The sequence below is a fragment of the Streptococcus sp. 4094 genome, from assembly GCF_013277125.1.
Taxonomy (GTDB): Bacteria; Bacillota; Bacilli; order Lactobacillales; family Streptococcaceae; genus Streptococcus.
The window spans coordinates 58194-82435 of sequence record NZ_VMMI01000014.1 but is presented as its reverse complement, the minus strand read 5'-3'; the positions used below and the strand labels follow the sequence as shown (position 1 = coordinate 82435).

The 24242-nt window shown below is 40.8% G+C and carries 26 protein-coding genes and 1 pseudogene; 5 read left to right on the top strand and 22 right to left on the bottom strand.

The window, feature by feature from the left end:
- Positions 1-91: 91 nt before the first annotated feature.
- The 5 genes from rocS to glmU all read right to left on the bottom strand — a co-directional run bounded on the left by rocS (position 92) and on the right by glmU (position 3629).
- Positions 92-583, bottom strand: a complete 492-nt coding sequence (gene rocS, locus HT721_RS04735) for a chromosome segregation protein RocS (protein WP_000021242.1) — start codon at positions 581-583, stop codon at positions 92-94.
- Positions 584-659: 76 nt separating this feature from the next.
- Positions 660-1352: a 5'-methylthioadenosine/adenosylhomocysteine nucleosidase gene (locus HT721_RS04730; RefSeq protein WP_138704510.1), complete on the bottom strand. Its 693-nt coding sequence runs from the start codon at positions 1350-1352 to the stop codon at positions 660-662.
- Positions 1353-1368: 16 nt separating this feature from the next.
- Positions 1369-1683 carry a cell wall synthase accessory phosphoprotein MacP gene (macP, locus tag HT721_RS04725; protein WP_000517865.1) on the bottom strand — a complete coding sequence of 105 codons (315 nt, stop codon included), beginning with the start codon at positions 1681-1683 and terminating at the stop codon, positions 1369-1371.
- 11 nt (positions 1684-1694) lie between these two features.
- Positions 1695-2240 carry an NUDIX hydrolase gene (locus HT721_RS04720; protein ID WP_138704511.1) on the bottom strand — a complete coding sequence of 182 codons (546 nt, stop codon included), beginning with the start codon at positions 2238-2240 and terminating at the stop codon, positions 1695-1697.
- 9 nt (positions 2241-2249) lie between these two features.
- A complete protein-coding gene (glmU, locus tag HT721_RS04715; RefSeq protein ID WP_138704512.1) occupies positions 2250-3629 on the bottom strand; it encodes a bifunctional UDP-N-acetylglucosamine diphosphorylase/glucosamine-1-phosphate N-acetyltransferase GlmU in 1380 nt (459 codons plus the stop codon).
- A gap of 143 nt (positions 3630-3772) precedes the next feature.
- Between glmU and HT721_RS04710 the strand changes: the two genes are divergently transcribed.
- The 4 genes from HT721_RS04710 (at position 3773) to HT721_RS04695 (ending at position 6612) form a co-directional block, all read left to right on the top strand.
- Complete coding sequence (locus HT721_RS04710) at positions 3773-4573, top strand: glycoside hydrolase family 25 protein (RefSeq protein WP_138704513.1); 801 nt, start codon at positions 3773-3775, stop codon at positions 4571-4573.
- Between the two features lie 94 nt (positions 4574-4667).
- Positions 4668-5510 (top strand): DUF368 domain-containing protein, encoded by an 843-nt coding sequence (locus HT721_RS04705; protein WP_138704514.1) that lies wholly within the window; start codon positions 4668-4670, stop codon positions 5508-5510.
- Positions 5510-5992: an aminoacyl-tRNA deacylase gene (locus HT721_RS04700; RefSeq protein ID WP_138704515.1), complete on the top strand. Its 483-nt coding sequence runs from the start codon at positions 5510-5512 to the stop codon at positions 5990-5992. Before HT721_RS04705 ends, HT721_RS04700 begins: the two co-directional genes overlap by 1 nt.
- Positions 5992-6612, top strand: a complete 621-nt coding sequence (locus HT721_RS04695; RefSeq protein WP_138704516.1) for a histidine phosphatase family protein — start codon at positions 5992-5994, stop codon at positions 6610-6612. Before HT721_RS04700 ends, HT721_RS04695 begins: the two co-directional genes overlap by 1 nt.
- A 387-nt stretch (positions 6613-6999) precedes the next feature.
- Here the strand turns inward: HT721_RS04695 and HT721_RS04690 are convergent.
- From HT721_RS04690 to ybeY, 16 genes and pseudogenes are all read right to left on the bottom strand, one after another.
- Positions 7000-7095: pseudogene (locus tag HT721_RS04690) on the bottom strand (IS630 family transposase); the annotation flags it as partial.
- A gap of 307 nt (positions 7096-7402) precedes the next feature.
- Positions 7403-8344: a peptidylprolyl isomerase PrsA gene (gene prsA, locus HT721_RS04685; protein ID WP_138704517.1), complete on the bottom strand. Its 942-nt coding sequence runs from the start codon at positions 8342-8344 to the stop codon at positions 7403-7405.
- 66 nt (positions 8345-8410) lie between these two features.
- On the bottom strand, positions 8411-9124 hold the full coding sequence (locus HT721_RS04680; protein ID WP_004259562.1) for an O-methyltransferase: 714 nt from the start codon (positions 9122-9124) through the stop codon (positions 8411-8413).
- 1 nt (position 9125) lies between these two features.
- A complete protein-coding gene (gene pepF, locus HT721_RS04675; RefSeq protein ID WP_173212349.1) occupies positions 9126-10928 on the bottom strand; it encodes an oligoendopeptidase F in 1803 nt (600 codons plus the stop codon).
- Positions 10929-10946: 18 nt separating this feature from the next.
- The gene (locus tag HT721_RS04670; protein WP_173212347.1) at positions 10947-11900 is read right to left on the bottom strand and encodes a competence protein CoiA family protein; all 954 of its coding nucleotides are present in this window, start codon (positions 11898-11900) and stop codon (positions 10947-10949) included.
- A gap of 73 nt (positions 11901-11973) precedes the next feature.
- Entirely contained in the window at positions 11974-12834 is an 861-nt protein-coding gene (gene tehB, locus HT721_RS04665) for an SAM-dependent methyltransferase TehB (RefSeq protein WP_173212345.1), read from the bottom strand.
- Positions 12835-12849: 15 nt separating this feature from the next.
- Positions 12850-13317, bottom strand: a complete 468-nt coding sequence (smpB, locus tag HT721_RS04660) for an SsrA-binding protein SmpB (protein ID WP_001051750.1) — start codon at positions 13315-13317, stop codon at positions 12850-12852.
- On the bottom strand, positions 13280-15634 hold the full coding sequence (gene rnr, locus HT721_RS04655) for a ribonuclease R (protein ID WP_173212343.1): 2355 nt from the start codon (positions 15632-15634) through the stop codon (positions 13280-13282). Before rnr ends, smpB begins: the two co-directional genes overlap by 38 nt.
- A gap of 101 nt (positions 15635-15735) precedes the next feature.
- Positions 15736-15969, bottom strand: a complete 234-nt coding sequence (secG, locus tag HT721_RS04650; protein ID WP_000282517.1) for a preprotein translocase subunit SecG — start codon at positions 15967-15969, stop codon at positions 15736-15738.
- Positions 15970-16008: 39 nt separating this feature from the next.
- Positions 16009-16158 (bottom strand): 50S ribosomal protein L33, encoded by a 150-nt coding sequence (gene rpmG / locus HT721_RS04645; RefSeq protein WP_050277970.1) that lies wholly within the window; start codon positions 16156-16158, stop codon positions 16009-16011.
- Positions 16158-17357 carry a multidrug efflux MFS transporter gene (locus HT721_RS04640; protein ID WP_173229114.1) on the bottom strand — a complete coding sequence of 400 codons (1200 nt, stop codon included), beginning with the start codon at positions 17355-17357 and terminating at the stop codon, positions 16158-16160. The genes rpmG and HT721_RS04640 overlap by 1 nt, the downstream gene beginning before the upstream one ends.
- Positions 17344-17949, bottom strand: coding sequence for a dephospho-CoA kinase (gene coaE / locus HT721_RS04635; protein WP_173229112.1), 606 nt, complete (start codon positions 17947-17949; stop codon positions 17344-17346). Before coaE ends, HT721_RS04640 begins: the two co-directional genes overlap by 14 nt.
- Positions 17949-18773 (bottom strand): DNA-formamidopyrimidine glycosylase, encoded by an 825-nt coding sequence (gene mutM, locus HT721_RS04630; protein ID WP_173229110.1) that lies wholly within the window; start codon positions 18771-18773, stop codon positions 17949-17951. Before mutM ends, coaE begins: the two co-directional genes overlap by 1 nt.
- Positions 18774-18821: 48 nt before the next feature.
- Positions 18822-19721, bottom strand: a complete 900-nt coding sequence (gene era, locus HT721_RS04625; RefSeq protein WP_173229109.1) for a GTPase Era — start codon at positions 19719-19721, stop codon at positions 18822-18824.
- Positions 19722-19737: 16 nt separating this feature from the next.
- Positions 19738-20133 carry a diacylglycerol kinase gene (locus HT721_RS04620; RefSeq protein ID WP_000378166.1) on the bottom strand — a complete coding sequence of 132 codons (396 nt, stop codon included), beginning with the start codon at positions 20131-20133 and terminating at the stop codon, positions 19738-19740.
- Positions 20114-20611 (bottom strand): rRNA maturation RNase YbeY, encoded by a 498-nt coding sequence (gene ybeY, locus HT721_RS04615; protein ID WP_000275156.1) that lies wholly within the window; start codon positions 20609-20611, stop codon positions 20114-20116. The genes HT721_RS04620 and ybeY overlap by 20 nt, the downstream gene beginning before the upstream one ends.
- Positions 20612-20715: 104 nt before the next feature.
- Between ybeY and pavA the strand changes: the two genes are divergently transcribed.
- A complete protein-coding gene (pavA, locus tag HT721_RS04610; protein ID WP_173229107.1) occupies positions 20716-22371 on the top strand; it encodes an Rqc2 family fibronectin-binding protein PavA in 1656 nt (551 codons plus the stop codon).
- Positions 22372-22431: 60 nt separating this feature from the next.
- Here pavA and HT721_RS04605 read toward each other — a convergent pair whose 3' ends face one another.
- Positions 22432-24201: a glucosaminidase domain-containing protein gene (locus HT721_RS04605; protein ID WP_173229105.1), complete on the bottom strand. Its 1770-nt coding sequence runs from the start codon at positions 24199-24201 to the stop codon at positions 22432-22434.
- Positions 24202-24242 lie beyond the last annotated feature (41 nt).

Below are 24242 nucleotides of genomic sequence, written 5' to 3'. Positions count from 1 at the left end.
TTTGATTTTCATTGAGTATTAATTGAGCAACTATACTATTTAGAAATAAAAGAAGCCATCAGGTTAGCATTTAACCTAAACAGCTCCTTGATTATCCTCCAAATAAACGAGCAAAAAAGCCTTTCTTAGTTGATTGGACTTCTTCTTTTGCTTGGTCCAGCTCTAGCTTAAGATTTTCTTGATCCTTCATGGCTTGAAGGGTCAATTGTTGCTGCTGATCGAGTTGTTTGTCTTTCTCAGCAATCTGACGGTCTTTGATACGCATCTGCTCGTCTTTTTCTGATAACTGACGATCCTTGGCTTTTAATTGTTCATAAAGACGAAGAATTTCTGCATTCTTCTCATCAACTAGAATCTCCATCAGCTCACGTTGCTTGACATCTTCACTGACAGGCTCATCTTCAAAAATCGTTTTTTTATAGATTTCTTCTAGCTTAATCAAGCCACTTCTGGTAACGACTGTTACCCCTTTGTCATTTTTGTCTGTGTCTTCTTCTGGTAATTCTTTGACACGGTTATTGATTGCTTGGCGAGATAATCCTAAGACCTCTGCAATCTCACTGACGGTCATTTCAATACTCATAATATCCTCTGAAACGTTTTCTAGCTTTTCTTTATTTAAATCTTATCATAAGCTAGAAAAACTGTCAAATTTCCACTTAATCTAAAGCCTTCAAAAAGGCTAATAAGACTTGGGCAGAGCGACGTCCAGCTTCGATAATAAACTCATCAAAAGAGATGTTTGCTTCATGGTTGGCATTGTCACTCATAGCTCGGATGACTAAAACTGGAAGATTAAGGGCATGCGCTGCCTGAGCAATAGCTGCCCCCTCCATCTCAACAGCCAAAACTTCTGGGAAATGGGACTTAATCGTTTCTATCTTATCATTTCCTGCGACAAAACTATCTCCTGTAGCAATCAAACCAAGATGCCAGTTTTGATCCAATTGAGATAAACTCTCTTGGATTTTGGCAACAAAGGTTTTGTCTGATTCAAAATAAAGCGGTTGTTGCGCCATTTGTCCATAAGCATAACCAAACGCTGTGACATCCACATCATGATAGGCTAATTTGTCAGCAATCACGACATCCCCAACAGCGATACCTTCTGCTACTGCCCCAGCTGAACCCGTATTAATAAGAGCATCCACTTGAAAATGATCAGCCAAAATCGCCACACTCATAGCAGACATGACCTTACCAATTCCACTTTCTACAAGAACGACTTCATGCGAGGCAATGGTTCCTGTATGATAAGTATTCCCCAAAACAACTTGCTCCTGGGCATTGTCTAAATGCTGGACCAAATAAGCTAGTTCTTCTGGCATAGCTGCAATAATTCCTATTTTCATTTCAATTCCTTTTCTATTACAAAAGTTTCATTGCTAAGACAAGCAAAATCAAGAGAAAGATGACTGCAAATAAAATCTTATTCAACTTAGAATTGAAGACATTTCTCTTAGTATTTTCAATGCGACGACTTTTATGAATAGATGGTTCGACCTGAATCTTCAAGGTTTCCTGGCTAAAGCCATGATCCTTAGGATTGGCATAGCCAAAACGGGAAGAAGAGGTTGGTAAAATCTTAGTCTCCTCATTATCATCTAGCAAAGGAGGACCTGAAATTTTTTCGCCTCTATTAGCTCTTTCAATCATTTCATCCGTTAATAAAGGTTTACCCATACTGACCTCCTCTATTTTTTGTGCAATTCCCAATACTGAACAGCCATAATTGTCTTGGCATCACAAATATGACCTGATTGGATTAATTCCTTAGCTTCTTCTAAGCTCACTTCAAGGACTTCTAAGGTTTCATCCTCATCCTGCGGACGCGGATTTTCCACTTTTGTCAAATCACTGGCTAGGTATAGTTTTAACTTTTCATTACAAAAGCCAATGGCTGAGTAAAAATCATATAAGAGTTCTAATTTCCCTGTATAGGCTGTTTCTTCCTCTAATTCACGAAGAGCAGCTGCTACAGGGTCTGTATTTTCTCCTACTTCTAATTTTCCGGCTGGAATTTCGTAAGAGACAGCCTCGATGGCCTTGCGGTACTGCTTGACCAAGATGAGTTTTTGCTCATCGGTTACAGCTAAAACACAGACAGCTCCATTGTGGAAAATCAAATCACGTTTTGCAGTTCCCTTGCCTTCTGGCAATTCAACCTGATCTTGGACCAGTTTAAATATTGGTCCTTGATAGATTTCTTTTCTGCTAAGTGTTTTTTCTTCAAATTCCATGACAGACTCCTACTGATTATTAGGATGATGAGGGAGGCGAGTCGCATATTCATCTTTGTTGACCTGACGACCACGACCAATAGCAATAGCATCTGCTGGCACGTCTTTGGTAATAGTTGAACCAGCACCAACGAGGGAATTGTCACCTAACTCAACTGGCGCAATAATGGTTGAATTTGAACCAACAAAGACATTGTTGCCAATGACTGTCTTGTATTTGTTTTTGCCGTCATAGTTGACTGTAATGGTTCCTGCACCAAAATTAACCTTGCTACCCACTTCACAGTTTCCGATATAAGTCAAATGACCAGCCTTGGTATTCTCGCCGATTGAAGACCCTTTAACCTCAACAAAATTTCCAATATGTGCTTGGCTAGCGATACTTGAACCTGGACGAATGTGGGCATAAGGTCCGACAGTTACGCCGTCTGCAACATTGCTTTCCTCAATCATAGAATTGGTAATGACCGCTCCTGCTCCTATAGTGCTGTCCACTACATAAGTACCGTTTGTCAAAACAGTCTCAGCACCAATTTTCGTTTGCCCTTTCAAGGTAACATTGGCTTCGATTTGAACTTCAGAAGCAATCTCAACATCAATATCAATATAAGTTACTTCTGGATTGACAAAGCTAACCCCATTGACCATGTGTTGATGATTGATGCGACGACGCATAACTGACTCAGCTGTCGCAAGAGCCACACGGTCATTTACCCCAAGACTCTCATCAAAATCTTTCAAAGTATAAGCACCAACTTTTTCACCAGCTTCACGGAAAATACCGATGACGTCTGTAATATAATATTCACCTTGAGCATTGTTGGTATTGATATTTTTCAAAGCCTCAAACAAACGCTCGTTGTCAAAGACATATGTTCCAGTGTTGATTTCCTTGATTTGTTTTTCAAAATCTGTGGCATCCTTCTGCTCAACGATGCGAAGAACCTCAGCATTGTCATTACGAACAATTCGTCCATAGCCAAAAGGATTATCCGTTTCAGCAGTCAAGATAGTCGCCACATTTTTATGATTGATGTGGAAATCAATCAAGTTTTTCAAGCTTTCACCAGTGATTAACGGAGTATCTCCTGCGATGACCAAGGTGTGCCCTGACAAACCTTCTAAGATAGGCTCTGTCATCATAACTGCATGGCCAGTCCCTAACTGTTCAGATTGAGTCACAAATTCTGTCTGTCCATCCAAGACCTGTTCAACCAATTCTGCCTTATGTCCTACAACTGTTACTGTCTTTTCAGGTTGGATAGCTCCCACACTACGGAAAACATGTTCCAACATAGAAATACCCGCAACCTTGTGCAAAACTTTTGGCAAATCAGATTTCATGCGAGTCCCTTTACCCGCTGCTAAAATAATGGCAAAATTTGACATAATCTTCTCTTTTCTCTAGAAATTCCCTTTTATTATACCATATTTCAAATCATTCCGCGCTCTTGAATGAAAAAATGCTCCAAAGTCCTTTCCTTAACCCATTTTTTTTGATTTTTTTCATTTTTAGGGTAAAATTATGAGATATGAGAAAACAAATTCATCCACTTATTTTATTTGGTTTTTTTGGGATCATAATTTTCATTTTAATCATCAATCGCCCACTTAATGACAACCAATCCTTTAAAACAAAATCCAACATAGCGCAGATTGAAGCACAGGCTTTGAAACACTTAGACAAACCGATTATTGACCTCTCTGGCTGGCAGCGTCCTGAGGAAATCAACTACGATGCCCTCTCACAAAATATTTCAGGCGCTATTGTTCGTGTTCATAGTGGTGCTCAAACGACAAAAGAAAATGATGCTTCCTTTATCAATGGAATAGACAAGGCCTATAAGAGTCATATCACTGAACTTCAAAAACGGAATGTCCCAGTTGGGGTCTACGCTTATGTAGCTGGAAAAAGTGTCCAAGAAATGGAAAAAGCCGCTGAGGTTTTCTACAATGCTGCCTCTCCTTACAGCCCTAGTTACTATTGGCTAGACGTAGAAGACAAAACCATGTCCAATATGAACGAGGGTGTTGAAGCCTTTCGAGCAAAACTGGCATCACTAGGTGCTAAAAACATCGGAATCTACGTTGGGGTCTACTTCATGGAAGAACACAGTATTGATACAGGCAAGTTTACCTCTGTTTGGATTCCGTCCTACGGCTCAGACTCAGGATTTTTGGAAAGCAGTCCTAAAACTGATTTAGATTATGATATTCACCAATACACATCTAAAGGGAAAATTGCCGGCTTTGACCACAATTTGGATATCAACGTCATCTCTCCCTTAAAAAACAAAGAAGAAACCTTTCGAAAACTCTTTTTAAAACCTTAAAAGCATTTGTTTAGCATTTGCTTTTTCTTTTTGTGTTTGATTGTGATACAATATAGTAAGGATTTTTTGAAATAGAAATAGTTGGAGGAAGTATATGCTCTCATGGTTAGTGCGCATTATTAAAGGGATTGTGATTGCTCTTGGATTTATCTTACCGGGAATTTCCGGAGGGGTTCTAGCAGCAATCTTAGGCATTTACGAACGAATGATTGGCTTTCTGGCCCATCCTTTTAAAGACTTTAAAGAAAATGTTTTGTACTTTATTCCAGTTGCCATCGGTATGCTTCTGGGAATCGGCTTATTTTCCTACCCAATTGAATACCTGCTTGAAAATTATCAGGTCTTTGTCTTATGGAGCTTTGCGGGTGCCATCATTGGTACAGTTCCTAGCCTCCTCAAGGAATCAACTCGAGAATCTGATCGAGACAAGATTGATTTAGCTTGGTTCTGGACAACCTTTATCATTTCTGGACTAGGACTCTATGCCTTAAATTTTGTCGTTGGAACCTTAAGTGCTAGCTTTCTTAATTTCGTCCTAGCAGGTGCACTGCTGGCTCTTGGCGTATTGGTTCCTGGCCTCAGTCCATCAAATCTACTTTTGATTTTGGGTCTCTATGCTCCCATGTTGACTGGTTTTAAAACCTTTGACCTCTTGGGAACCTTCTTCCCGATTGGAATTGGTGCAGGTGCAACTCTCATCGTTTTTTCAAAATTGATGGATTATGCCTTAAACAACTACCACTCACGCGTCTATCATTTCATCATCGGAATCGTCCTATCAAGCACCCTTTTGATCTTGATTCCAAATGCAGGAAACGCTGAAAGTATCCAATACACAGATCTTTCTCTTGTTGGGTATGTCATCATCGCCTTCTTCTTTGCTCTAGGAATCTGGCTTGGTATTTGGATGAGCCAATTGGAGGATAAATATAAATAATGGCAAAAAAAGTGAAAATCAAAAAAACATTGGTGGAACAAATCCTGTCTAAAGCAGGTATCCCACATCAGGGCATTCAAATCAATGCCCTAGAAGGAGAGCTGCCTCAAGGTTATGAACGAGATTGGATTTTCAAAACCTTGGCTCTTTTGGGAGATAAAACAGGACCAATTATTGGAATTGTCCCTATCACCCAACACTTGTCGGAAAAGAAACTAGCCAAAATTTCTGGCAACAAAAAAGTGAGCATGATTCCACAAAAGGACTTGGAAAAAACAACTGGTTACATTCATGGAGCAAATAATCCTGTCGGAATTCGTCAGAAACACAATTATCCCATTTTTATCGATAAAATTGCTCTAGACTTGGATCAAATGATTGTCTCTGCTGGCGAAGTTGGTCACAGCATTATCGTTGCTCCACAAGACTTGGCTAGCTTTGTAAAGGCAGACTTTGTAGATATTTTGGAGGACAGCAAGTAATGAAACTCTACTTTGTCCGCCACGGTCGTACTGTCTGGAACCAAGAAGGTCGTTTTCAAGGTGCTAGTGGAGATTCTCCCCTTCTTCCTGAATCCATTGAAACCCTAAAACGACTAGGCCAGTATCTCAAGGATGTTCCTTTTAATCAGATTTATTCAAGTGATTTACCTCGAGCGGTCAAATCTGCTGAGATTATCCAAAGTCAACTCAAGACGCCCTGTTCTTTAGAAAGTGTCCCTAATATTCGTGAATGGCAACTTGGGAAGTTGGAAGGTTTGAAAATTGCAACCTTGGAAGCTATTTACCCGCAACAAATCAAAGCTTTCCGATCTAATCTTGCTCAATTTGACACTCAAATGTTTGGAGCCGAATCCCTCTATAGCACCACGCAACGGACCATCCAATTTATCAAATCATTAAAAGATAGTCCAGCTGAGCGTATTCTAATTGTCGGTCACGGTGCCAATCTTACTGCCAGTCTTCGTACTCTTCTAGGTTATAAAGAACCACTTCTTCGTAAATATGGCGGTCTAGCAAATGCCAGCCTGACCATTCTAGAAACCCATGATTTTGAAACATTCACTCTCGATACTTGGAATGATACTTCTTATCAATCATAATTATAGCCTAGCCTTCTGAACTAGAACAATAGGAGATATAGTCAGTTGAAACAAAAATAAGACAAAAGAGCCTCGTAAAAAGGTATTGCAACTTGCCAATACCTTTTTGATATGAACACGTGTCTTCTCAACAGGATTGTAAAGCAAAATGAAATAAGAACTGAATAATGTGATTTGAGAATTTAAATCAATTTATAAGAATGTTTTAGAAGCAGTGATGTACTATTTCAGATTCACTTTTCTATACTAATACTCTTCGAAAATCTCTTCAAACCGCGTCAACGTCGCCTTGCCGTATATATGTTACTGACTTCGTCNNAAAGCAGTGCTTTGAGCAACTTGCGGCTAGTTTCCTAGTTTGCTCTTTGATTTTCATTGAGTATAAGATGAGTAGGGAGGAAGAGGTAAAAGTTTATGCCCAAACTCTTCACATAAGAACTCTAGCTTACCCATTCTATGGAATCTTGCATTATCCATTAAAACTTCCAGACTCATACTCTTCTAAAATCTATTCAAACCATGTCAGCTTCACATTATATATGTTAGTGACCTCATAAGTTTTATCTGCAACCTCAAAGCTGTTCTTTGAGCAGCCTACAGCTAGCTTCCTAGTTTAAGCTTTGCTTTTCACTGAGTATTAAGTTAAAAAAATGAGGCTGGTCAAAAAGTCTTTAAAATCAAAAAACGCATAATATCAGGTATTGAAAACCTTGTACTATGCGTTTTATTGTGGGAAGATTTACTTCATTTTTTCCTGAAGTCGAGTTTTTTCCTGACTTATTGATTTGGACTATTCTTTTGATGCACTACTGCTTGAGCTTGAATCTCCGCCACCGATATATTGGGTAAAGATATTTTGGAAGGCTTGGTCCTTAACCTTGATATTGGCTGCTTGCAATTCTTTTCCGATAATGCTTTGAACAAATGTTGAATCATTTTGTTTTTGAGTCAAGATAACAGTTTTTAATTTTTCTTTGTAGTCATCAATATTAGATGATTTTTCTGTTTTCTTAATGAGTTTTACAATGTAATATTGGCTACTGTACGCTTGTGTGCCAGTTGCTGTAATCACATCAGAAATGCCATTTACATCTAAAGCGAAAGCGGCTTTCTTGACTTGCTCAGGTACTTCCGTTGAAGCAGAATCAAAGGTAATTTCTCCACCATTTGCTTTAGTTTTCTCATCAGTTGAGTTATCTTTGGCTAATTGAGCAAAATCAGCACCTTCTGCCTTGGCTTTTTCGAGAACTTCTTTAGCCTTATCTTCATTATCAAGACGGATGATTTGAACCGTTACATCTGGAGTGTATTCGTCAAAGGCCTTCTTATAAGCATCATCTGTCAATTCAGCTTCTGCTGCCTTCTTAACTGCCAACTCAACTAATTTACTTGTACGAATTTGAGCTTTACGTGTTTCAAGAGTCATACCTGCTTGTGACAAGACACGTTGGTAGTTTTCGCCATATTGTTTTTCTTCTTCGGCAATAGTATCATCAACCTCTTTATCATCAAGCTCTGAGCCATATTGTTTTTCAAAAACTTTTTGGATGGTCATATTTAACAAGACTTGTTGGGCTGAAGGGTTGCTTTTCACTTGCTCATAAAATTGATGTTCTGTGATGACATCCCCTTTCATGCTGATAAGGTCTGCCCCTTCTGAACCTTTCGAACAAGCTGCTAAAGTTGCTACTGATAATAGTGTAATGGCACCTGCCAATAGTTTTTTATTCATGTCTACTCCTTTGAGATAAGTGTTACTCTATCTATTGTACTATATTTTCTTAAATTTTTCTGAAAATCATTCGCTGTCAGGCAATTGAACATCTGCTACATTTTTACGAAGCATGAGAATGCCGTCCCCCAGAGGGACTAATGTTGCAGTGAGTCCTGGATTGTCTAAGGTTGCATCAAATAGTCTTTGAAGGCCTCGATAGATGGTTCGCTGACCTCGACGGACTTCCATAATGTCCTTGGCAACATCACCACCTTGGAAAATATCATCCAAGACAACCACACCTCCAACTTCCAAATGTTTGAGGATTTCTGGTAGAAAGACGATGTATTTAGACTTGGCAGAATCCATAAAGACAAAATCATAAGACTCTGTCAAGGTTGATAAGACATCTACCGCATCTCCTTCTAGGAGAGTGATTTGCTTACGACTATCAAACTGGGCAAAATTTTCCTTGGCAAAACCAATCATTTCTGGATTGCGATCAATAGTTGTAATCTTGGCATTTGGCGCATGTTCCGCCATCAAGAGGGCTGAAAAACCGATGGCCGTCCCAATTTCCAGAATGTTTTTAGGTTGCATGGTTTCCATGAGAAAACGGAAATAAGCTACCGTTTCATGGGGAATAATGGGAATATTTTCCTTGCGGGCAAAGTCTTCCAATTCTTTCAAAGATCCTGTGACTTGCTTTTGGCGCTGACGCATCAAGTCTACAATTTCTTCCTTGACGACAGGGCGACGCATGTTATGGTTGGCATTTTTACTATATGATTCAACCATCTTATGTCAATCCCAATTTTTCAACAAGGGCTTCAAACTCATTCAAACGACGTTCGAAGACTGCAAAGGCATCGTTGAGATAGTCTTCCTTCTCCATATCAACACCAGCTTTTCTCATGACATTAAGTGGATAGTCAGATTTACCTGCCTTGAGGTAGTCAATATAACGGTCACGGTCTTCTTGACTACCATGGACAATCTTTTCAGCCAAGGCTGAGGCTGCTGCAAAGCCTGTTGAATATTGATATACATAGTAGTTATAGTAGAAGTGTGGAATGCGAGCCCACTCGTATTGGATTTCAGGATTGTCTTCCTTACTCAAACCATAATACTCTTGGTTCAAGTCTGCGTAGAGTTTATTTAGAAAATCGCTTGTCAAGACTTCACCATTTTGGTCCGCTTGGTGAATGGCGTGTTCAAACTCAGCAAATTGAGTTTGGCGGAAAACTGTTCCACGGAAACCGTCTAGGAAGTTATTGAGAATAGCAAAGCGCGTTGCATCATCTTCCACTTCTTCCAATAATTTCTCCGTCAAAATATTTTCATTGGTCGTTGAGGCAATCTCAGCCAAGAAGATAGAATAATCACCGTAAACATAAGGCTGAGTTTCGCGAGTATAGCTGGAATGCATACTGTGACCTGTTTCATGAACAAGAGTAAAGAGATTGTCCAGATTGTCCTGCCAGTTGAGAAGCATAAAGGCATTGGTATCGTAAGAACCGCCAGAGTAGGCCCCTGAACGCTTGCCTTGATTTTCGTAAACATCAATCCAACGCTCACTGAAGGCACGTTTAACACGGCTCAAGTAATCCTCACCCAAGACTGCCAAGGCATCTTCTGCCTTTTTCAAGGCTTCTTGGTAGGTAAAACTATATTCAACAGATGAAAGCGGTGTGTAGACATCGTACATCTTGAGGTCTGAAATCCCCAAAATCTTTGAACGAAGCTCAAGGTATCGATGCAAGAGTGGCAAATGCTTGCGAACTGCTGCTACCAAATTGTCATAAACACTCTCTGGAACAAAATTTACTGCGAGAGCTGCATGACGAGCACTCTTGTAGTTGCGAACTTTGGCACGATAGTTTTGAACCTTAACATTGGTTTGCAAGGTTTTGGCATAGGTGTGTTGGAATTGCTCATAAGTCGCATAGAGGGCTTGATAGGCACCACGACGAACCTCACGGTTTTTAGACTCCATCAAACGTGTGTAAGTCCCATGAGAGAGCTGCACTTCCTTACCATCATCGTCGAGGACATAAGGAAACACAATATCCGCATTGTCCAAGATAGCGAAGGTTTCACTTGCCGAACCAAAGATTTCTCCAGCGCCAGCCAATAATTCTTCTTCGCGTTGTGAAAGAACGTGATCCTTACCTTGCAAAAGCTTGTCAAAATAGTGTTGATAAAGCTGCAATTTTGGTTGAGCTTCTAAAAAGTCAGCATACTGCTTTTCGCTAATCTCCATAAATTCAGGCTCATAGAATGAAAAGGCTTGGTCTAGCTGACTATAGAGAGTCATGGCCTTGGCATAGTACTCTTGGTACTTGGCTTCACGTGTGTCTTGGTCATTCTTCATATGAGCATAAACGTAAAGCTTCTCCATTTGGCGTTCCATCTTAAGAGAAAATTCAGTAATTTCTAGTAGACTATTCGCACTATCCAAGAGATGACCTTCATACTGGGCTACTGTCTCCAATTTTTCTGTTAAATCTTTTAAGGCTTCTTCCCAAGCCTGGTCAGTTGGGTAGATCGTTGATAGATCCCATGTATCTTTTTCATTTATTTCATGTCTTTGTAATACCATTAGATTCCTCCATCCTTTCTATTCTACCATATTTTTCAAGAAATATTGCTGATAAAAGGCTGGTGGATAGAGCTTTTGCCAATCATTTTGAGGATTTTCTTGATAATAGGTTTGAAAATACTGATAATAGCTAGTCAAATCTTGCTCAATTTGGCAAAAATCACCTACTAGTGGTCGAATTTGTGGATACCATTCTTTCAGCCCATAAGTCAGGACATTTTCTCCCTTTTGATAGGCTTCTGCTTGTTCTTTCATCCAAATGGGATTTTGATAGTACAGTTGTTGCCGGATATAACGACAGATGTCCTTATCCTGAGAAACTGTAAAATGAGATATTTTTTGTTTCTTATAGGGAAGACGTAATATCTCCAGTAGACTATCTTGGCCATAGGGAAATTCCTTAATCTGATAATGGAGTTTACCTCGGAGATCTTGGTGGATCAGGTATTTGAGTCTTAAAACTTGTTTTTCACTGTCTACTTCCCAAACATAAAAGCCCATGTTGTGACTGAAATAAAGAAAACCTTGTTGCAGACGGGTCAAACGCTCCTTGAGCCACAGTTTTTCTCCCAGCAACCACAGTACTTGGTAACCCTGACTACGATAGCCCTCACTGCGCTCTTTAAGAACTTTTTGAGGCAAGGGACTACACTGAACCTCTAAAGCTAGGTTGCCATTTACAAACACATCCGCAATCTGTTTAAGCTCTGGAAGCAGGTATTCTAATTGCACCTCGGCCTCTTTTTTCAACCAGTGATAAAGGACTTCCTTATTTGCCAGATGTTCTGGACTTTCATTTTCAGAGGAATAATCACAGTCTTTTAAGGATTTATGGGCAAAATGGGTCCGTACACTTGATCCTTGACGCAAACGGAGCTGACCTCCACAAGCTGGGCAGGTGTATGCTTTCTTCTCAAGCTTATCCTCTAACACATTTACCAACTCTCCCCTAGCATCTCTCGCAACAAACATGATTTCCCTCCTTTTCTATATTATTCGTAAAAAAGAAAAAAGATCAGGAAAATTCCCCAACCTTCATTCATGTTTATTTGATTTTTTTAGCTAGCATGGTCGCAAAGCGTAGTTGTATACGATTGCCATTCTCATCACGACGGTGCAAATGGCCTGGATTTTCATTGTACTTGACCAATTCCCAGTCCTTGTAATAGTCTGCCAATTCTCCTTCTTTAAAGGTAAATGGGAAGTTCACTGAGCAAGGATAATCCTCCGTATCCATGGCACAAACGATAAGATTATAGCCACCAATACTAGTTTTCTCCTGCATATTTTTGATAATTGCAGGAATGCGGTCTGCTTGCAAAAACATCAAAACAACTGTCGATACGATGAAATCATACTCTTTCCCAATGCTGGCTGAATTGATATCGTAAAGACCAACAGGCATATCCAAATCTTCCTGCTCAACAATGCTTTGCAAGATTTCAAGGGACAGTTCATTTTGATCGACAGCTGTCACATCAAAACCTTGCTGGGCTAGAAAGAGAGAGTTACGGCCTTGACCACAGCCCAAATCCAAGGCTTTCCCTGGTTTTACTGTCTGCATAGCCTCTAGGACCTCTGAATGAACAGGATTGGTATTGTATTTCTTAGGGAAATAATCCTCAGGTTTACAATAAAATTCCAAGTACCATTCTACATCATCTGTGGCAGCTTCCACTCGGTGCCAGGCTTGAGGTTGCGCCATTGGATTGTCTGCTCCCGCTTCAAAGAGATGTTCAGCTAGAACCTCACCATCCTCTGTCAATTCAATAAACTTGAGAGTTCCTTTTAAAACAGTAATCTTGCCCCAAGTCCCAACCTTGGTATTGTGTTTCTGCTGAACAGCCTCTGGCATGGTTTCTTTAGTCCACAAAGGCATACGTTTATAGGCAACTAGTTTTTCCATTTTCATTTCCTCTTTTTATCGCTGATTAACAGCTTTCATAACACGCGCGATGTCGCGGTTTTGCTCACGTCGTTTGATAGACTCCCGTTTATCATAGTCATGCTTCCCTTTAGCTAAACCTAAAAGTAGTTTAGCGTAACCATCTTTGATATAGACTTTAAGGGGAACCAGGGTCATTCCTGTTCCTTTAGTCTCTTGTTCCAACTTTTGGATTTGCTTTTTATGGAGCAGGAGTTTTCGACGACGTTCTGGTTCTTGGTTCCAGATATTGCCCTCTTCGTAAGGAGCGATATGAACATTGCTCAACCAAACTTCTCCATTTTTTACTTGGGCAAAGCCATCCTTGAGATTAATTCGAGCTGCTCGTACACTCTTGATTTCAGTTCCAGTCAGGACCATTCCTGCCTCTAGCGTATCTACGATTGTATAGTCATGACGTGCTTTTTTATTTTGTGCGACGACCTTTCCCTCGCCCTTTGCCATGCTTGGCTCCTTTCTTAGCTACTTCCTTGTAAAAAGGTTTCTTGCCTTTTTTCTTCTTGTCTTTTTGTGAATGCTTGCGCTTATCATTTGAGCGTCCTGATTTTTTCTTGTCTTCCTTCTTATCTGAACGACGACTTGAACCACGCCCTCTGTCACTACGATTAGACTGTTTCAAGCCTTTTTCAATCACATCAAATTCACTTGGGATATATGAGAAGTCAATTTCACCCGTCATCTTGTCGGCTCTTTCAACTCGGATACGGATTTGCTGACCTACACGGAAGGTTGTTCCTGATTTCTCCCCACGAAGAGTCAAATCCCGCTCATTGAAATGATAAAATTCAGGTAGATTAGTGATGTGAATCAAGCCTTCAACCGTATTTGGCAATTCGACAAAGAGACCGAATTTAACGATGCTAGACACAACCGCATCGTACTCTTCGCCCACGTATTCTTCCATATACTCAGCCTTTTTCATGGCTTCGACTTCACGCTCAGCCTCGATAGCACGACGCTCACGGTTGGAAGACTGGGTCGCAATCTCTGGGATCACTTGCTCAAAATGCTCTGCTATTTCCTTAGAACGGCCGTAATCCCGAATCATACGGTGAACAAGAAGGTCTGGATAACGACGAATCGGACTGGTAAAGTGAGTGTAATAGTCAGCCGCTAATCCATAGTGGCCGTGATTGTGCTCCGAATAGCGAGCCTGCTGCATAGAGCGAAGAAGCATCATGGACAATACATCCGCATAAGGTTCTCCCTCAACAGTACGCATGATGTCTTGAAGTGCCTCCTGACTAATCTCACTGGCAGGCCCATAAATGCGCAAACCAAAACTCGAAGCATAATCAATAAACTTCTGAACCTTTTCAGCCTTTGGCTCCTCGTGAATTCGATAGATGAAAGGCAAATCCAGCTTGCTGAAATGCTCGGCAACTGTTTCGTTGGCCATCAACATGAAGGATTCAATCATGCGCTCGGCAATGCCACGCTGACGAAGAACGATATCAACAGGCTTACCTTGTTTATCCACTAAAATCTTCGCTTCATTGGTATCAAAATTGAGGGCTCCACGTTTCACTCGCATGTTTTCTAAAGTTTCATGAAGCTTGGCCATGAGTTCAATGCTTGGAACAATTTTCTGATATTCTTGTCTCTTTTCCTTGTCGCCAGCTAGGATATCATTGACATCGCTATAGGTCATACGGAAACTTGTCTTGATAACCGTTTGTGTGATAGTGTAGTTGACTACACGACCATGTTTATCAATCTCCATAATAGCAGATTGGGTCAAGCGGTCCACTTGCGGATTAAGTGAGCAAATTCCATTTGATAGGCGTTCTGGAAGCATTGGGACCACACGGTCCGTCACATAGACAGAAGTCGCACGGTTAAGGGCTTCTTTATCAAGGGCAGAGCCTTCCGTCACATAGTAGGAAACATCTGCGATGTGAACCCCAAGCTCCAGATTGCCATTTTTCAGAGCCTTGATATGCACTGCATCGTCCAAGTCCTTGGCATCCGCACCGTCAATGGTAAAGGTAATTTCATCTCTTAGATCCAGACGGCCTTCCATATCCTTTTGAGACGGAGCATCAGGCACACTTTCTGCTTCCTTAACAACAGCTTCTGGAAACTCGGATACAATGTCCATTGATTCCAAGACCTCAAGAACATCAATTCCGACATCCGTTGAGTGTCCCACCACATCGAGAACACTCGCGACAAAGAAATCATGTTTCTTGCTTGGGTATTTATCGATAAAGACCTTGAGAACTTCTGTTCCTTCTAACTTTAGGGCTGGTTTCTTAACATAAATCGGTTGACTGATTTTCTGATTTTTTGAACGAATATAGCCAGCATACTTAGGCTTTTCCTGATCCAGAACGATTTGCCCGACAACTGTTGTCAAACTGTGTTCTAGGATATCAATAATTTTGGCTTCTGCTGCTGTTCCCTTATTGCGGTCAGCGACTTTCTTAATCACTACCTCGACGGTATCACCATCAATAGCATAGTTGACATCATTTTTCCCTACAAAAAGGTCGTCCTCCTCGCCTTCCAGACTAACAAAGCCAAAGCCGTTTTTATGGGCATGAAAAATCCCCTTGAGGGTAATCTCATGTTTTTTCTTAATTTCTAATGTCAGACTACCATCTTCTTCAAAACGAATTTGGTGCTTTCTTTCCATTAAGGACAAGGTTTTAATCAACTCACGAAAATCCTTGGAACTGTCTTTTCCCAAAGCCTGAGCCAAATCATTAACAGTCACCTTTCCCTTGTCTTGTAAATATTCTTTTATTCTATCTTTCATATTTTCTTTCTAGATTTTTTAATTTTCTTTTACTGTAAAACCTTCTCAAACATCCTTTAAAAATAAAAAGAGGCAAAGACCTAGTCCTGCCCATTATTTTCTTATCTACTTGATAATACCGTCAATGCTAAGGCAATGGCTAGCCAGAAAAAGACTAAAATCCCTGTCAAACGCTGCATTACAGCTTCAAAACCGCGTGCTTTACTGCGTTCAAACAAATCACCTGAGCTGGCATCAAATACATTGCTGGATTGGTTTTTGGTTGGTTGCATGAAAATCGCAATCACAATCACAACAGATAATACTAATAAAATGGTTAATAATAGGTTATACATATCAAACTCCTTAAAATCCTTATTATTTTACCATAAAATCTACTTAGATTCAAGATGTAGGGTTACTTTTCTTTCCTTGGGACAATACTTTAAAACCTCGATCTTGTCTGGATGGTTTTTTGAATTTTTACTGGTTAGGTAATTGATACTGCCACAAGAGGAGCATTTGAGATTAATTTTTACTCGCACTAGATTTCCTTTACTTTTAATAATGTTTGAAATTGAAGCAGGTTAAAGAGACAACTAAAGGCAACACAAAGGCTTGTCGCATAAAATACTGCATGGTAGCCAAATTGACCTGCTACTGCAGAACCTGCCATAGGCCCAACGACACCTCCCAGATAAAAGAATACCTGATTAAAGGCAAAGACCCTCGAAATACCAGCTTTGGGTGTCATCTTACTGAGAAGGGCATTAACTCCGGGAATCAGGGCACCGGTTCCCAATCCAAAGAGGAAACGATAGAGTCCTAGTTGAAGCGGGCTAGAGGCATTGGCACAGAGGAGATAGATGATGACTGAATAAAACTGGGCTACAACTAAGAGGCGATGATTCCCCACCTTGTCACCTAACTTGCCCATGACTCCTGCACTCATCATACTGGAAAAGCCCATACTGGATACAATCAAACCAGAGACAAAAAGAAGATTCTCTGTCTGGCCTAAGTCGCGTACATACAGAGCTAAGATAGGGCCGATTGATTGGGCTGAAAATTGGATGACAAAACTGGTCAGAAAGAGATTGACCAAAAGATAGGGATATTTAACTGATGTAAATAATTCCTTGGTTGGGATGACCTTTTCCTTGGCTACTGGTTGAAAATCTTCCTTGATAAAGCAAATAGTCAAAACAGCAGCTAAGAATAGAAAACTACCAACCAGTAAGAAAACAGTACGAATGCCAAATAATTCTGCAATAAATCCCCCGATAAAGGGACCAGTTAGAGTACCTGCAACTACGCCTGTAGACAAAGTACCTAAGGCAGAGCCTGATTTCTCCTTGGGAACTTGACTGGCTATCAAGGCCGTTGCATTGGGAACAAAACCAGCAAATACACCGTTTAGTAAACGGAGAAAGATTAACCAATAGATATTTGGGACAAAGGCTAAGCCTCCCATAGTAATGGTCATGGCCAGGCCAGCACGAATCATCATGGGTTTTCGGCCGTATTTATCAGCAAGGATACCCCAGATAGGAGAAAAGAGCGCCGCCGAAATAGCAGAGACAGAAATAGCTAAGCCTGCATAAAAAGCGACTTGCTCACTCCTTACACCTAGATTTTCCACAAAGATGGGCATAAAAGGCACAACTAAGGAAATACTGGCTCCTGTCAGAAAATTACCAAACCAGGCAATGCGCAGATTATCCTTCCAGTTAATCTCTGTCATCTTGCTTACCTCCCTCAAGAAAGGTAAGTACTTGAGTTAGAAGCTGATCCTGATTGCCATTATTATCAAGAATTTGGCTGGCCAAATCTTTCTTTTTCTCTAAAGGCCACTGGGCTGCCAGACGAAACTCAGCTTCATCTTTGGACAAGTGGTCCCTTTTCATTAAGCGTTCTACTTGGACATCTCGGTCCACATAGACCAACCAAGTCTCATCAAACCAAGAGGCATAGTCTTGTTCAAAAAGCAGGGGAATATCCATGAAGACAATCTCTTCTGTCTGAGCCAACTGGTCTCTCAACGTAGCTAGTTCCTCACGGATAATCTCTCCTTGGATTCGCTTAGACCATTCCTGTTCCTCAGGATTTGAAAAGATAAGACTAGCTAGGATAGGGCGATTAAGTTCTCCGTTTTCAAGGATGATTTCTTGCCCAAAGTGCTGGACTAGAGCTTCAAACAGGCGGCCACCAGGTCTCTGTAACTGGTGGACGACTGCGTCGGCATCCACTACTTGAAAACCTTGCTTTCTTAGAAAATTTGTCACAGTTGACTTACCAGAGGCAATTCCCCCAGTGATTCCAATGATTTTTCCCATCAATTCCTCCTTTGGCACTGAGGACAAAAGTGGGTTCCACGTCCGCCTAGTTGGATTTTCTCAATAATGGTACCACAGCGTACACATTCTTGACCAGCCTTGTCATAGACCTGATGAAAATCCTGCATGGTTCCATCTTCCCCAAAGGCATTGGTATAGGTCCGAATGGTGGAACCACCTTTTTCAACAGCCTGTCCCAAAACAGCGATGGTCTGGTCATGAATGGCAGTCGCTTCTTCTGCTGTCAAAGTCTGGGAAGGTCTAGCTGGATGAACCTGAGCACGCCAGAGGACCTCATCCACATAGATATTGCCAAGTCCAGCTACCAAGGTCTGGTCTAAAAGGTGGGATTTGATAGGCTTTTTGGACTTGGCAAGGGCAGCTTGAAAGACCTGTAAATCAAAGTCTTGTTCGCTTGGTTCAGGCCCTAGTTTTTTAGAAATAAAGTAGGCGTCTAAAAGGTCAGGCGCCAAGAGTTCCATAGTACCAAACTTGCGAACATCCTCATAAACAAGCGTGCCACCATCTTCAAAATGAATCAAAACATGGGCATGCTTGCGTTCAGGTACTTGGTCTGGATAGTAAAAATACTTGCCCTCCATCCGCAAATGGGAAATCAAGACCGTGTCTGTCAGGTAGAAAATCAAATATTTACCACGACGTCCCATTGACTCGATAATCTGACTAGGCAATTCCCTTTGAAACTCTTCCAAATCCGTCTTAATCATCTTGGGGTAGCGAATTTCTATACTCGAAATCTTCTTTCCTATAATCAATTTTTCTAAGCCACGACGAACAGTTTCAACCTCAGGTAATTCAGGCATAAGTCCTCCTTCTGTAAAAACAAGAAGCAGGCATGAGCCCACCTCTACTTAGTATTCTTTTTCATTATAGCCAAAGTCAGCCAAATCTAGCTTTTTATCGCGCCAGTTTTTCTTGACCTTGACCCAGGTTTCTAGGAAGACCTTGTCTCCTAGCATAAGTTCGATATCACGACGGGCCATGCTACCAATTTTCTTAAGCATAGCGCCACCTTTACCGATGATAATCCCTTTTTGGCTATCGCGCTCGACCATGATGGTTGCACGGATATGAACCTTGTCTGTCTCATCATCTCGTTTCATAGAGTCAACCACTACTGCAACAGAATGAGGAATCTCTTCACGAGTTAGGTGCAAGACTTTCTCGCGAACCATCTCTGAAACCAAGAAACGTTCTGGATGGTCTGTGATTTGATCAGATGGGAAATATTGGAAACCTTCATCTAGATTTTCACTCAAAATATCCACTAGACGAGAGACGTTATTCCCTTGAAGAGCTGAGATTGGAACGATTTCCTTAAAGTCCATTTGATTACGAAAATCATCAATCTGAGACAAGAGCTGGTCTGGATGGACCTTATCAATCTTGTTCACCACCAAAATCACTGGAACCTTGGCAGCTTTGAGACGCTCGATAATCATATCGTCCCCCTTACCACGCACTTCATCAGCAGGCACCATGAAAAGAACGGTGTCCACTTCGCGAAGGGTACTGTAGGCAGACTCAACCATGAAATCTCCGAGAGCTGTTTTAGGCTTGTGAATCCCTGGCGTATCGATAAAGACGATTTGTTCCTTATCAGTCGTGTAAATTCCCATGATTTTGTTGCGCGTTGTCTGCGCCTTGTCACTCATGATGGCAATCTTTTGCCCCATAACGTGATTTAAAAAGGTTGACTTCCCAACATTGGGACGTCCTAAAATGGCTACAAAGCCTGATTTAAAAGTCATAATTTCCTCTTACTGTTTAAAATAATAAATCCCAGATTCGTGGGAGAAAAATCAATGCGCCTGTTAAGGCTGCGAAAAGAGAGACCACTAATACCGCGCCAGCCGCCATATCCTTGGCATTTTTAGCCAGCATAGAAAAGTGATAGTGACTGGCCAAATCCACCACATTTTCGATAGCAGAATTGATAATTTCAAAAGCTACTACCAAGAAAATGCTCAATAGGAGAAAGAGCCATTCGATTCGTGACACCTGAAAAACAAAACCTGCAAGAATAACTACAAGAGCCGTTACTGCATGTTTTCGCATATTGCGTTCTTCCTTGATAGCAGTAAAAATTCCTGTAAGGGCAAATTCTAAACTGGATATCAGGTCACGATTTTTCCATTTTCGTTTATTGTCTTGTGAGTCCATAGGCTGTCAAAATTTCTTCTTGTAAACCGAACATCTCCGCTTCTTCTTCCGGAGTGTAGTGATCATAGCCGTTGATATGTAAAAAGCCGTGTACTGCCAAGAAGCCCATCTCACGCTCAAAGCTATGGCCATATTCCTCGGCCTGCTCATGAGCCTTATCAATAGAGATGAACAGTTCCCCAATATAGGCATCAAACTCAGACATCATCTCTGCCAATTCTGGATTTTCAAGTAAATCCTCTTCGTCAAAGGCAATTTCCAACTCTGGCTTATACTCAAGGCTGATGACGTCTGTCGGACGGTCTGTGTCACGGTACTCCAAATTGAGTTCATGGCTACGCTCGTTGGTCACAAAAGTAACTGCCATCTCCTTGTCTTCTTTGCCTAATTTTTGGGCTGCAAATTCCAAAATTTCTTGGGTTTGTTGCAACATTTCTTTTGAAACTTGACCAGTTTCATCTACCATTTCAATATACATGTGCTTCTCGTTTCTCTTTACTTGGCTTTATTATACCACATTTCCATGATTTTATTCTACCTTTTTGATATAATACTATGGAATACAATCACAAGGAGAGAACGATGTCATTTGACGGATTTTTTTTACACCACATGGTTGAGGAATTGCAAAGAGAGTTAGTGAACGGTCGCATCCAGAAAATCAATCAGCCTTTTGAACAAGAATTGGTCTTGCAAATCCGCAGCAATCGCCAAAGCCATCGTCTGCTCCTTTCTGCCCATCCAGTTTTTGGACGCATTCAGCTGACCCAAACGACTTTTGAAAATCCAGCCCAACCTTCCACCTTTATCATGGTTTTGAGAAAGTATTTGCAGGGGGCTCTGATTGAGTCGATCGAGCAGATTGAAAATGACCGCATTGTGGAAATTACAGTTTCCAATAAAAACGAGATTGGAGACCATATTCAGGCTACCTTGATTATCGAAATCATGGGTAAACACAGTAACATTCTACTGGTTGATAAAAGTAGTCATAAAATCCTCGAAGTTATTAAACACGTCGGCTTTTCACAAAATAGCTACCGTACCTTGCTTCCTGGATCGACCTATATCGCTCCGCCAAGTACGGAATCTCCCAATCCTTTTACGATCAAGAACGAGAAACTCTTTGAAATCCTGCAAACTCAGGAAACGACAGCTAAAAACCTTCAAAACCTCTTTCAAGGTCTGGGACGTGATACAGCAAATGAATTGGAAAACATTCTTATTACCGATAAACTATCTACTTTCCGTGACTTTTTCAGTCAAGAAACCAAACCATGCTTGACTGAGACTTCTTTCAGTCCAGTTCCTTTTGAAAATCAAGTGGGAGAGCCTTTTTCCAGTCTTTCTGATTTGTTGGACACCTACTATAAGGACAAGGCTGAGCGAGACCGTGTCAAACAGCAAGCCAGTGAACTCATTCGCCGTGTTGAAAACGAACTGCAGAAAAATCGACATAAGCTGAAAAAACAGGAAAAAGAGTTACTGGCGACAGACAATGCTGAAGAATTTCGCCAAAAAGGAGAATTGCTGACAACCTTCCTCCACCAAGTGCCTAACGACCAAGACCAGGTTATCCTAGACAACTACTACACTAATCAACCTATCACCATTGCGCTTGATAAGGCCTTGACTCCCAACCAGAATGCCCAACGCTATTTTAAACGGTATCAGAAACTCAAAGAAGCTGTCAAATACTTGACTGATCTGATTGAGGAAACCAAGGCAACTATTCTCTATTTGGAAAGTGTAGAAACCGTCCTCAACCAAGCTGGACTGGAAGAAATCGCTGAAATCCGCGAAGAATTGATTCAAACTAGTTTTATCCGAAGAAGACAACGGGAGAAAATCCAGAAACGCAAAAAACCAGAACAATATCTAGCAAGCGATGGTAAAACCATCATTTATGTCGGCCGCAATAACCTGCAAAACGAGGAGCTAACCTTTAAAATGGCCCGCAAGGAGGAACTTTGGTTCCATGCCAAGGACATTCCTGGAAGCCATGTTGTCATCTCAGGCAATCTTGACCCATCCGATGAAGTCAAGACAGACGCGGCAGAACTAGCCGCCTACTTCTCTCAAAGTCGCCTGTCAAATCTGGTTCAGGTAGATATGATTGAAGTCAAGAAACTCAACAAACCAACTGGTGGAAAACCCGGCTTTGTCACTTACACAGGACAAAAGACCCTCCGCGTCACACCAGACCCCGAAAAAATTACATCCATGAAAAAATCCTGATTTTACTTGAAATCAGGATTTTTAACTTACTACTCACTCAAATCATATCCAATTATAGGACTAATCTTTGCCACCTAGTTTCTCATTGATTTTCATCATCACACTAGCAATTTTTTCACCCCAATAAGGGTCTGAGGCATATTCCACATTCATACCAGACGCCTTGTTTCCCAGGAAAGTTCTGCCCCTATCGATATAATTTTCCTTAATCCACTTGCTTGCACCTAAAATACCTTTATCCACATCATCAAATGTCTTGGCAGAAAGGTAAGGAGTCGTATCATAGGCTGTAATTCCAAAGAAATTATTCTTATCTCTAGCAATCTTACTTCTTCCCCAGTTGCTTTCTAAGGCACTATGAGCAAGGAGATAGAGGGCATTGATATGGTAATGTTCTTCGGCTTCCTTAAAGGTAGCTCCCTTATTTTCCAAGAGACTATTGTCAATATTTAACAGACTAAATATCTTATCCAAATCTTCAGCACTATAGTTTGTAGCCTCTGTCAAATCTTTAAAAAGGAAGGGATTTTCAAGCTTAAAACCATCAAAATGCAGCCCATCTGCCGAATAATATTTCTTGCCCACTTCCATATCAGAAAGATGAGAAGCTACTGGGATACTAGCATTCTGAGCCACATAGTGATAAAAACGGTGCCCATCACTCTCATAATAAGGGATAAAGTCCTTACTAGCATCTAGCGCTTGTAAATCTTCTGTTTTCATATAGCCTGACAAACCAGAAATAGTAATAGCCAGGCGCTTGTCTTCACTTTTTCTATCCTTATCTAGCCAAACAACACTACCTTGTGATATATAGGAGAGCTTTTCACCATCTGCATTATAAACATTTGCTGTGACAGGCACTACTTGATAGTAAGCAGCATTTTCGTTTGTAGCTTTTTCTCCAAGCCATTTACCGTCGCTTACAAGCTGATAACCATCTACAGTCTCATTTTTCGCCATGTAACCACCAGATTTGAAGTAGTACCAAGCTTGACTTTTAGCATCGTATAGCCATTCTTTCTCAGCCATTTTGCCATCAGATTTTAGATAAAACCATGACTCCTTATCCAAAATCCATTCATTGGCTGCCATATAGCCACCGGATTTTAGATAATAATAGTGACCATTTTCGAAAATCCATTCTTTGTCAGCATGATTTCCATTTTCTTTGATATAAAACCAAGATTGGTATTGTTTGTCATAAAGCCAACCTTGCTGTACTTTGGCACCACTAGCATTCACATAAGCCTGCTCAATCCACTGACTTGTCAGTAGATAACCACCAGATTTAAAATAATAGTCCTTCCCTTTAATTTGGAGCCATTCTTTCTCTGCATGCTGGCCATCTGCTTTGATATAAAACCAAGCATCATATTGAGAATCATAGACCCAGTCTTCTATTACCTTGGCACCTGTTGCACCAACATAGGAAGTTCCTACCCAGGCATTTCTTTTTATCTTTCCATTTTGGTCAAGATAGTAGAAGGCTCCCTTGTCTTCTACCCATTCTGACTTGGCCATATAGCCACCAGATTTTAGGTAAAAATAATCATCACCTTGTTTCAGCCATTCATTTTCAGCATAGTTGGCATCTGCTTTGATATAAAACCAAGATTGATAGTGAGCATCAAAAACCCACTCATTGGCTGCTTGACTGCCATCTGCTTTCAGGTATTGTTTTCCTTGCCAAGTACCATCACTGGCCATTACACCCTCTGGACTAGCTAAGAAAAATATCAGAGCTAAAAAAATAAATCTTACTTTCTTCATTAACCTTCTTCCTCTGTTCTTATTTATTTTATTGTACCAAAATTCTCTGAAATTCATATTACAAACTGATAAAAAATCAAGAACAGATAGATTGCAGT

What these genes read in the sequence shown, in the direction of transcription:
- rocS (WP_000021242.1), bottom strand. Translation starts at nt 583, where the DNA reads ATGAGTATTGAAATGACCGTCAGTGAGATTGCAGAGGTCTTAGGATTA.
- HT721_RS04730 (WP_138704510.1), bottom strand. Translation starts at nt 1,352, where the DNA reads ATGAAAATAGGAATTATTGCAGCTATGCCAGAAGAACTAGCTTATTTG.
- macP (WP_000517865.1), bottom strand. Translation starts at nt 1,683, where the DNA reads ATGGGTAAACCTTTATTAACGGATGAAATGATTGAAAGAGCTAATAGA.
- HT721_RS04720 (WP_138704511.1), bottom strand. Translation starts at nt 2,240, where the DNA reads ATGGAATTTGAAGAAAAAACACTTAGCAGAAAAGAAATCTATCAAGGA.
- glmU (WP_138704512.1), bottom strand. Translation starts at nt 3,629, where the DNA reads ATGTCAAATTTTGCCATTATTTTAGCAGCGGGTAAAGGGACTCGCATG.
- HT721_RS04710 (WP_138704513.1), top strand. Translation starts at nt 3,773, where the DNA reads ATGAGAAAACAAATTCATCCACTTATTTTATTTGGTTTTTTTGGGATC.
- HT721_RS04705 (WP_138704514.1), top strand. Translation starts at nt 4,668, where the DNA reads ATGCTCTCATGGTTAGTGCGCATTATTAAAGGGATTGTGATTGCTCTT.
- HT721_RS04700 (WP_138704515.1), top strand. Translation starts at nt 5,510, where the DNA reads ATGGCAAAAAAAGTGAAAATCAAAAAAACATTGGTGGAACAAATCCTG.
- HT721_RS04695 (WP_138704516.1), top strand. Translation starts at nt 5,992, where the DNA reads ATGAAACTCTACTTTGTCCGCCACGGTCGTACTGTCTGGAACCAAGAA.
- prsA (WP_138704517.1), bottom strand. Translation starts at nt 8,344, where the DNA reads ATGAATAAAAAACTATTGGCAGGTGCCATTACACTATTATCAGTAGCA.
- HT721_RS04680 (WP_004259562.1), bottom strand. Translation starts at nt 9,124, where the DNA reads ATGGTTGAATCATATAGTAAAAATGCCAACCATAACATGCGTCGCCCT.
- pepF (WP_173212349.1), bottom strand. Translation starts at nt 10,928, where the DNA reads ATGGTATTACAAAGACATGAAATAAATGAAAAAGATACATGGGATCTA.
- HT721_RS04670 (WP_173212347.1), bottom strand. Translation starts at nt 11,900, where the DNA reads ATGTTTGTTGCGAGAGATGCTAGGGGAGAGTTGGTAAATGTGTTAGAG.
- tehB (WP_173212345.1), bottom strand. Translation starts at nt 12,834, where the DNA reads ATGGAAAAACTAGTTGCCTATAAACGTATGCCTTTGTGGACTAAAGAA.
- smpB (WP_001051750.1), bottom strand. Translation starts at nt 13,317, where the DNA reads ATGGCAAAGGGCGAGGGAAAGGTCGTCGCACAAAATAAAAAAGCACGT.
- rnr (WP_173212343.1), bottom strand. Translation starts at nt 15,634, where the DNA reads ATGAAAGATAGAATAAAAGAATATTTACAAGACAAGGGAAAGGTGACT.
- secG (WP_000282517.1), bottom strand. Translation starts at nt 15,969, where the DNA reads ATGTATAACCTATTATTAACCATTTTATTAGTATTATCTGTTGTGATT.
- HT721_RS04640 (WP_173229114.1), bottom strand. Translation starts at nt 17,357, where the DNA reads ATGACAGAGATTAACTGGAAGGATAATCTGCGCATTGCCTGGTTTGGT.
- coaE (WP_173229112.1), bottom strand. Translation starts at nt 17,949, where the DNA reads ATGGGAAAAATCATTGGAATCACTGGGGGAATTGCCTCTGGTAAGTCA.
- mutM (WP_173229110.1), bottom strand. Translation starts at nt 18,773, where the DNA reads ATGCCTGAATTACCTGAGGTTGAAACTGTTCGTCGTGGCTTAGAAAAA.
- era (WP_173229109.1), bottom strand. Translation starts at nt 19,721, where the DNA reads ATGACTTTTAAATCAGGCTTTGTAGCCATTTTAGGACGTCCCAATGTT.
- HT721_RS04620 (WP_000378166.1), bottom strand. Translation starts at nt 20,133, where the DNA reads ATGGACTCACAAGACAATAAACGAAAATGGAAAAATCGTGACCTGATA.
- ybeY (WP_000275156.1), bottom strand. Translation starts at nt 20,611, where the DNA reads ATGTATATTGAAATGGTAGATGAAACTGGTCAAGTTTCAAAAGAAATG.
- pavA (WP_173229107.1), top strand. Translation starts at nt 20,716, where the DNA reads ATGTCATTTGACGGATTTTTTTTACACCACATGGTTGAGGAATTGCAA.
- HT721_RS04605 (WP_173229105.1), bottom strand. Translation starts at nt 24,201, where the DNA reads ATGAATTTCAGAGAATTTTGGTACAATAAAATAAATAAGAACAGAGGA.